General features: G+C 57.5%; 8 protein-coding genes and 1 tRNA gene. 5 read left to right on the top strand and 4 right to left on the bottom strand.

From position 1 onward, the window contains the following. The first annotated feature begins 232 nt into the window (after positions 1-232). Positions 233-742, top strand: a complete 510-nt coding sequence (locus ACVWZ1_RS14070) for a type IV pilin protein (protein ID WP_457503728.1) — start codon at positions 233-235, stop codon at positions 740-742. A gap of 33 nt (positions 743-775) precedes the next feature. Here the strand turns inward: ACVWZ1_RS14070 and ACVWZ1_RS14065 are convergent. Then, positions 776-849: transfer RNA gene (locus ACVWZ1_RS14065), tRNA-Arg, on the bottom strand. A 139-nt stretch (positions 850-988) separates the two neighbouring features. On the opposite strand from ACVWZ1_RS14065, the gene ACVWZ1_RS14060 reads away from it, so the two are divergent. Further along, a complete protein-coding gene (locus ACVWZ1_RS14060; protein ID WP_414374683.1) occupies positions 989-2,311 on the top strand; it encodes a dihydroorotase in 1,323 nt (440 codons plus the stop codon). A 106-nt stretch (positions 2,312-2,417) separates the two neighbouring features. Here the strand turns inward: ACVWZ1_RS14060 and ACVWZ1_RS14055 are convergent, their stop codons facing one another. From ACVWZ1_RS14055 to ACVWZ1_RS14045, 3 genes are all read right to left on the bottom strand, one after another. Then, the gene (locus tag ACVWZ1_RS14055; protein ID WP_457503727.1) at positions 2,418-3,689 is read right to left on the bottom strand and encodes an MDR family MFS transporter; all 1,272 of its coding nucleotides are present in this window, start codon (positions 3,687-3,689) and stop codon (positions 2,418-2,420) included. 26 nt (positions 3,690-3,715) lie between these two features. Further along, positions 3,716-3,940, bottom strand: a complete 225-nt coding sequence (locus ACVWZ1_RS14050; protein ID WP_414374684.1) for a hypothetical protein — start codon at positions 3,938-3,940, stop codon at positions 3,716-3,718. Between the two features lie 351 nt (positions 3,941-4,291). Beyond that, positions 4,292-4,588: a hypothetical protein gene (locus ACVWZ1_RS14045; protein ID WP_414348680.1), complete on the bottom strand. Its 297-nt coding sequence runs from the start codon at positions 4,586-4,588 to the stop codon at positions 4,292-4,294. A gap of 214 nt (positions 4,589-4,802) precedes the next feature. Between ACVWZ1_RS14045 and ACVWZ1_RS14040 the strand changes: the two genes are divergently transcribed. The 3 genes from ACVWZ1_RS14040 (at position 4,803) to ACVWZ1_RS14030 (ending at position 6,933) form a co-directional block, all read left to right on the top strand. Continuing rightward, positions 4,803-5,045, top strand: a complete 243-nt coding sequence (locus tag ACVWZ1_RS14040) for a Ycf34 family protein (protein ID WP_414358294.1) — start codon at positions 4,803-4,805, stop codon at positions 5,043-5,045. Between the two features lie 136 nt (positions 5,046-5,181). Continuing rightward, positions 5,182-6,198, top strand: coding sequence for an oxygen-dependent coproporphyrinogen oxidase (gene hemF, locus ACVWZ1_RS14035; RefSeq protein WP_457503726.1), 1,017 nt, complete (start codon positions 5,182-5,184; stop codon positions 6,196-6,198). Between the two features lie 39 nt (positions 6,199-6,237). Beyond that, the gene (locus tag ACVWZ1_RS14030) at positions 6,238-6,933 is read left to right on the top strand and encodes an alpha/beta hydrolase (protein WP_457466192.1); all 696 of its coding nucleotides are present in this window, start codon (positions 6,238-6,240) and stop codon (positions 6,931-6,933) included. The last annotated feature ends 274 nt before the right edge of the window (positions 6,934-7,207 follow it).

Here is a 7,207-nt window from a genome sequence, read left to right as displayed (position 1 = left end):
CCGGGCTTGTTTTGTTCTCTGGTAGAGCAGAACAGGCTCAGGGCTACTGAAAGCCCGCTCCGTACCGCTTAGCGGTCGGAGCCGGGTAGTTTACGAGTTCACATGATTTGATGAGGAAAGTTTTGGGTCTGCGAAGGGTAACCTGAGACCAAGAAAAGGCTTGAATACCAGGGCAAGATCCTTTGGGTTTAGCCGGGTGCCTGATTTCTCCCAAAGTGGGGCTGAGGCTGTCATGAATCGGTTTTCCCTTCATGAAGTCTATCTCAGGAGAATCCTTTTCCGTCTGGCCACTGCGGCTCCTCGTGGCATGACATTGATCGAGTTGCTTGTGGTCATCGTGATTGTCGGTACTCTCTGCGCGGTGGCCATTCCCAACCTGCTTAACCACATTCGCCGTTCCAGAGTTGCTGAAGCCCAAACAGCTTTGGCGACCGTTGGCCGTGCTTCGGAAATCTTCCGCATGGATTTTACGGTTTATCCTTCCAGCTACGCCGATATTCAATTCGGAGGGATCCACGGGGATCGTTATCTGCAAGATCCCTGGCAAGCCCCCAACTATCGTCTCCCCGAAGTTGTTCCTCCCACTCCTGGCCCAGCTGGCATGCGTTGGATGACGGAGTCTCACACCTACACAGCTGCTGGTGGGGATCCCCTGCGCTGTGACATTGGCCTCGGGGATCGCCAGCAAGAGGTTCTGGTCTCTGGCTACGACCTGCACAACTCCTGCAACCTTTATCATTGACTTGCCTGGGCGAGATTTGGCGGCTTGAGGAGACGGGACTGGGCGGACTTGAACCGCCGACCTAGCGCTTAGGAGGCGCTTGCTCTATCCATCTGAGCTACAGCCCCTTGTCGGACATCCTACCGATCTTAGCCCCCATCCCAGATTACAGCCCTTTTGCAGATGAAGTGGTGCTCAGCCAATTCTTAACGCGCTCCGACTGGGGTTGGTGTTATTCTGAGAGCGCCTTTGAGGGAGGGCGGAGCTTTGTCTGGCGATTTGCTGATCCGAAATGCTGAGCTGCTGGTGCCGGAAGGGGATCCCTGGCGGGGAGATGTGCTGGTGCGGGAGGGGCGCATTGCCCAAATCGGCCCAAACCTCTCGCCAGAAGGGGTGGCAAGGATCATTGACGCTGAGGGCCATACCCTGATGCCGGGGGTTATCGATCCCCAAGTTCACTTTCGCGAGCCTGGCCGCGAGCACAAAGAAGACCTGCAGACGGGATCCTGGGCCTGTGCCCGGGGCGGGGTGACCAGCTTTTTGGAGATGCCCAACACCGACCCCCTGACGATTGACCAAGCGACGCTGGATGACAAGCTGGCCCGTGCGGCCAGCAAGTGTGTAGTCAATTACGGCTTTTTTATCGGGGCCACTGCCGATAACCTAAAAGAGCTGCAAACGGTGCAGGGAGCCTGTGGCATCAAAATCTTCATGGGATCCATGCATGGCCCCCTCTTGGTGGATGATCAGGCGGCGCTAGAACGGATTTTCGGGGAAACGGATCCCAACTTTTTAATTGCCGTCCATGCCGAAGATTTGTCTCGCATCACAGCTCGTAAGGCCCTGTTTGCCGGACGCACAGACGTAGCTGTTCACTCGCAAATTCAGGACGAGGAATCGGCCCTGATCGCCTCACGGCGGGCTTTGGACTTGGCCACCCGCTACCGCCATCGCCTACACATTTTGCACCTTTCCACCGGTCTAGAGGTCGAGCTGCTGCGCCAGCACAAGCCAGCTTGGGTGACGGCAGAGGTGACCCCCCAACACCTACTGCTCAGCACCGCCGATTACGCTCGTCTGGGATCCCTGGCCCAGATGAACCCCCCCCTGCGGGATCCCGCTAACCTGGCCCAACTGTGGCAGGGGCTGCACGACGGGATCCTGGATTGCATTGCCACCGACCATGCCCCTCATACTTTGGAAGAAAAGGCTCAGCCCTATCCCCACTCCCCTTCCGGTATGCCCGGCGTGGAAACCGCTTTGCCTCTGATGTTGACGGCAGCCCAGCAGGGGCGTTGTACGCTGGCGCAGGTGGTGCGGTGGATGTGTGAGGCGCCGGCCCGCCTCTACGGGATCCCTAACAAAGGACGACTGCAAGTGGGCTACGATGCTGACTTGGTGTTGGTGGATCGCCATACCCCCAAGCCGGTGCGGCGAGAAGAACTGTTGACCAAATGCCGCTGGAGCCCCTTTGAAGGGTGGGAGCTGGTAGGCTGGCCACTGCTAACCCTCGTGGGCGGGCAGATCGCCTTTCAAAATGGCCGTGTGGATCCCTCGGTGCGGGGAAAGGCCCTGCAATTTCAGCGCTAGCCAGGGATCCCTGGCGTTCTATCTATTCCATCTAAAAGTCATCATCCATACCCTGGCAAACTGTTGGCCAAGATTGGGATCCCGAGATCTGTCTCCTTTCTAGGCTCTAGCGTTCCGCATCACCGAGGGGAGCGGGCTCCATCACCAGAGGCGCTGCGGTTCTATTCACCTTGCAGGGCAGAATGCGGTTTAGAAAGCCGAGGATCCCCCAAACCCAACTGACGGTGATCACCCAAAAGATCCACAGCCCGCTTGCCCACGGTTGCGGCAAGTCCAAGGCCATCCCCCCAATCATCGGGCCAAGGGCAAACCCCGCCGACCAACAAAGAGAGTTGACCGACAGATACACTCCCCGCAAGTGATCCGGTGCCAAATCCGCCACCAAAGCAGAGGCAGAGGGGTTGTAGCTCACCAACGCCAAAGAGAGCACCGCCAGCGCCAAGACTGCCACCACCGACCCCAATCCCGCCGCCAGACCGCTAAGCCAAACCAAAAGAAATCCCACCCCCCACATCAGGGCGGATCCCTGCAACCCTTGGATGCGCGTCCGGCGATTCAACCAACGGGCCACCGGCATCTGCAGCAGAGCGATCAAGGCCCCATGCAAGGCAAACAAAATGCCGATTTGCACCTCTGGGATCCCTACCCCATTGCGGAAGTAAAGGGGCATGCTGCTGCTGAGCTGGGCCACATAGGTGGTGAACAGGATATTCGACAGGCCAAACACCAAAAGGGAGCGATCTCTAAGGGCGGTTTTCCAACCTGCCAACACAGGCTCTGCTGCCGGACAAGTCGCCCGAGTTTCCCGGATAAAAAACCAAAGTACTGCCAGAAAGATTAGAAAAGTGACACCATCGATCACAAACAAGAGCCGATAGGCCCCCGTCAGAGCCACCAGCGTGCTGGCCATAGCCACCCCAAGGCTGAGGCCCAGGTTATCCCCCAGACGGTTGAGAGCGTAGGCTTCGTTGCGCTGCTCACGAGTGGTTAGATCTGCTACAATCGCTTCCGCAGGCGGCCAGTACAACCCCTGCCCCAAGCCTGCAGCCATATTGGCCAGGGCAAAACTCCAGAAGTCATAGGAGAGCGCAAACCCAAACGACCCCAAGGTGGAAATAGCCAGGGAGAGGATCAAAGTGGAGCGGCGACCCCAAGCTCCATCGGCCATCGAGCCGCCCAGGATGCGGCCAAACACCCCGGCAAAAGCCATAATGCCCAGCCCCAAGCCCACTTGGGTGGCGGTCAGCCCTACCTGATTGACAAAAAAGAGGGTGGCATAAAACAGGGTAAAGCCGGTTCCGGTTTGGGAAAGCAGCCGACCGACAAAGATTAGCCAAACCTGAAAACTGAGCTTCGGCCACCAAGAAGGGATCCGCATGTTGGGTGCAGTGGGGGAGGGCCTACCTAGCCTACGGGATCCCGTTCACCGACGCCAGGGCAAGAACCCTGCTCCGACTCTGACAGGTAAGCTGAAAATCTGCCAAGCCAAGCCTGATGTTCGTTACCGGAAGGCTCTTCACCCAGCGAACCAGCAGACAGGGCAACCCATTCCCCCAACTCCAGATATTCGCTCAACAGCCGCGCCAACTTATAAACTCGATAATCGAGCTGCACCAAGCTACTTTTCATCTGCCCCAAAACACCCAGTCCTCTTCTAAGCCGACTCAACGCTTTTCCCAAAACTTGCTGAGCAGGAAGCCAGTCCCTGCCTCGCCACAGCCGAGCCGTAGCTCCCTTTTGCCCACAACAGGGTGCCTGTAGCTCAGCCGCAGACCTGGACAAGGCTGGAAAAAGCTGTGCCTTACAGTCCTAACATTAACAATCGTAAAACAATTGCAAATAAAAAGTCATCCACCTGCTTGCCTTGCAGGAGCCAACCCAAGCGCTAGACCAAGAGAGCCGCGGTTTTTTTCAAGTCAGCACGGGTGTCTTTGGGGCAAGGGATCCATCCGACAAGCGCTAACCGGCTGCTGGTTGCTTCTAGCTGACGGCCACGGGCGACTTAGCCGCAGCAGCAGCGCGATTTTCCTCTTCCTCAGGGGGGACAACGGCAAACTCGATGTGGTTGAGCAGGGTGGTCACGAAGGCGAAGAGCAGGAAAGGCAGAGAAATCACCAAAATCAGGGCAATGGTGAGAAAAGCGTAGAGGGGGCTATTCATCAGGGAGAGGGCAGCGGCCAAGCTGGCAAAGATGACAATCAGCCAAATGATGATCTGGCCGTAGATATCTCCAAAGGAGAGGGTACAGGTGAAGCGGTAGCGGGTGTGAGTGTTCATGGCAGTTCCTCTGGATAGCCTGGATGGTTTGATCCTAAGGGCAGATCAAGCCTCAGCCTGAGAAATATGTCGAGATTTTAGACGAGAGACGAGAAGATGCCTCTCTTTGCTAAGAAATATCTCAAGAATCGGCTGAGAAAGAGGGGATCCCCTGTCTGGAAAGGGGCAGGATGCTACCCTCGAGATTGGGAACCGTCTCTTGCAGGCAGCAGCCATGTGTATTTGTATTCACTGCTACTACGTAGACCGCTGTACCACCTACCACGCCGTGGAAGCGCAGCATCAGCAGCCTCATCTCACGTTGACGCCGGATTTTGAGCCGCAAGGCCCCCAGATCAATGTCAATATCCGCAACGGTGGCACCGAGATGGAATGGGATGTGGTGGGCTGCCAGAGCTTTCGCGAGGAACGGAACAAGTGGGCGCGGCTCCGTCCCTACGAGGTGGTTCCCACGTGAGATCCTAAAACGGCCTGGATTTTACAGAAAGTTTCTTGCCCGGCCAGGTTAGAACTCTTTGGTTCGGTTCTCCCAGCCTGGGAGGGTTTATCTGGGCGGGGGATGTTTTTGGCGAGTTTCGAGAGATTAGAAGACTATGGTGCTGACCTCAAGCCCCGCAGCGCTGCCGGTGGATGCCCGCCAACAGGTGAGTCGGCTCATGCAGCGCCTACAAGATGACATCTGTGCCCGTCTGGAGGCCCTGGACGGAAAAGCCAAGTTTCGGGAAGACCGTTGGGAACGCCCTGGAGGAGGCGGTGGGCGCTCGCGGGTCATTCAGCAGGGAGATGTGTTTGAGCAGGGGGGGGTCAATTTTTCCGAGGTGTTCGGGTCCCATCTGCCCCCTTCGATTCTGAAGCAGCGTCCAGAAGCGGCAGGGCATCCTTTCTACGCCACAGGCACCTCTATGGTGTTGCATCCTCGCAACCCCTATGTGCCGACGGTACACCTGAACTATCGCTATTTTGAGGCGGGGCCGGTTTGGTGGTTTGGGGGCGGGATGGATCTCACCCCCTATTACCTGTTTGAGGAGGATGCGGCCCATTTTCACCGCACCCTCAAGGCAGCCTGTGACCGCTTGGATCCCGCCTACTACCCGGTTTTCAAGATTTGGTGCGATCGATACTTTTTCCTACCCCATCGCGGCGAGGCGCGCGGTGTTGGCGGCATTTTCTTCGACTATCAGGATGAACGCCCTGGGCTTCTCTATCGGCCCGAAGGTCAGGCGGAAGGGGATCCCGAACAACTGGCTTCTGAGCCACCATCGTTACAGGTGCGGGTGGGATCCCGCAGTTGGGAACATCTTTTCCAGTTGGTGCAAGCCTGTGGCGACGCCTTCTTGCCGGCCTATGTGCCGATTGTGGAGCGGCGGCAGGGGATGGAATGGGGAGAGCGAGAACGGCAATTCCAGCTCTATCGTCGCGGGCGTTACGTGGAGTTTAACCTGGTCTACGACCGGGGCACGATCTTCGGGCTACAGACCCAAGGCCGCACCGAATCGATCTTGATGTCTTTGCCCCCCTTGGTGCGCTGGGAATATGGCTACGAGCCGCAACCGGACACGTGGGAAGCCAAGCTCCATCAGGTGCTTCGCCAGCCCCAGGATTGGGCGTAGGCCGGCCATACCTTGTCTCCGCCTTTGAGGATCCGCTGCGTGCCTTCTTCTTTGCCCCTCACCTACCGCTTTCAGCCGCCTCGACAGGTCGGCTTGGGATCCGCACCTGTGTTGGTGATGCTGCACGGGATCGGCAGCCACGAGGGGGATTTGTTCCAGTTGGCCCCCTATCTGGATCCCCGGTTGGCGGTGATTAGCTTGAGAGCCCCTATTCCTTGGAGTGGAGGCGGGTTTGCCTGGTTTGAAATGGCCTGGACGCCAGAAGGGCTGGTGGGGGATCCCCAGCAAGCGCGCAATAGCCTCCAGCTCCTGAGCCGCTTTCTAGAACAGACGCTGCCCAGTGGGATCCCGGGTATTGCCTTGGATCCCAGCCAGGTGTATTTGCTGGGGTTCAGCCAGGGGGCGATCATGAGCCTGTATTTGGCTCTGACCCAGCCGGAGAAGCTGGCAGGGGTGGTGGCGATGAGTGGGCGTTTATCTCCAGAGATCCTGGCCGAGGCGGTGGAGCCGGAGCGGATGAAACACCTGGCCATCTTGGCAGTTCATGGCACTGCCGATGCTGTTTTGCCGATTGCTTTTGGCCGCCAGATCAGGGATTATTTTGCCCCGCTGCCACTGAACTTTACCTATCGCGAGTACGAGATGGGCCATGAAGTTTCCCCGGAGAGCCTGCGGGATATTCAGGTGTGGTTGCAAAATCTATTGGATAGGAGAGATTCGGAAGTGAAAACCTGAAGAAGTTTGACCCAATTGGGATGACCCTAATTCAGGTGTTGAGCAAGGCTGTGCAGCACTTAGCAAGCTCCTCAATGGCACAGCTCCGGTTCTCGCCATCTTCAGGGTTTCGAGGGGCAAGTGATAGGGATCCCTGCCCCATTCAGCTAGAAATCGCAGGAGCCCCGCACTGTACCCGCAGGGTCAGTGTCGGGAGGAATGCGGAAGTTATGTATGATAGAACCATGACCCAAGTCCTGACCGTCTCCTGCAAGCTCAAGGTGTCCCAGTCGCA

It is taken from the genome of Thermostichus sp. MS-CIW-25 (genome assembly GCF_054060015.1).
This window is presented reverse-complemented; position numbering and strand designations above follow the sequence as displayed.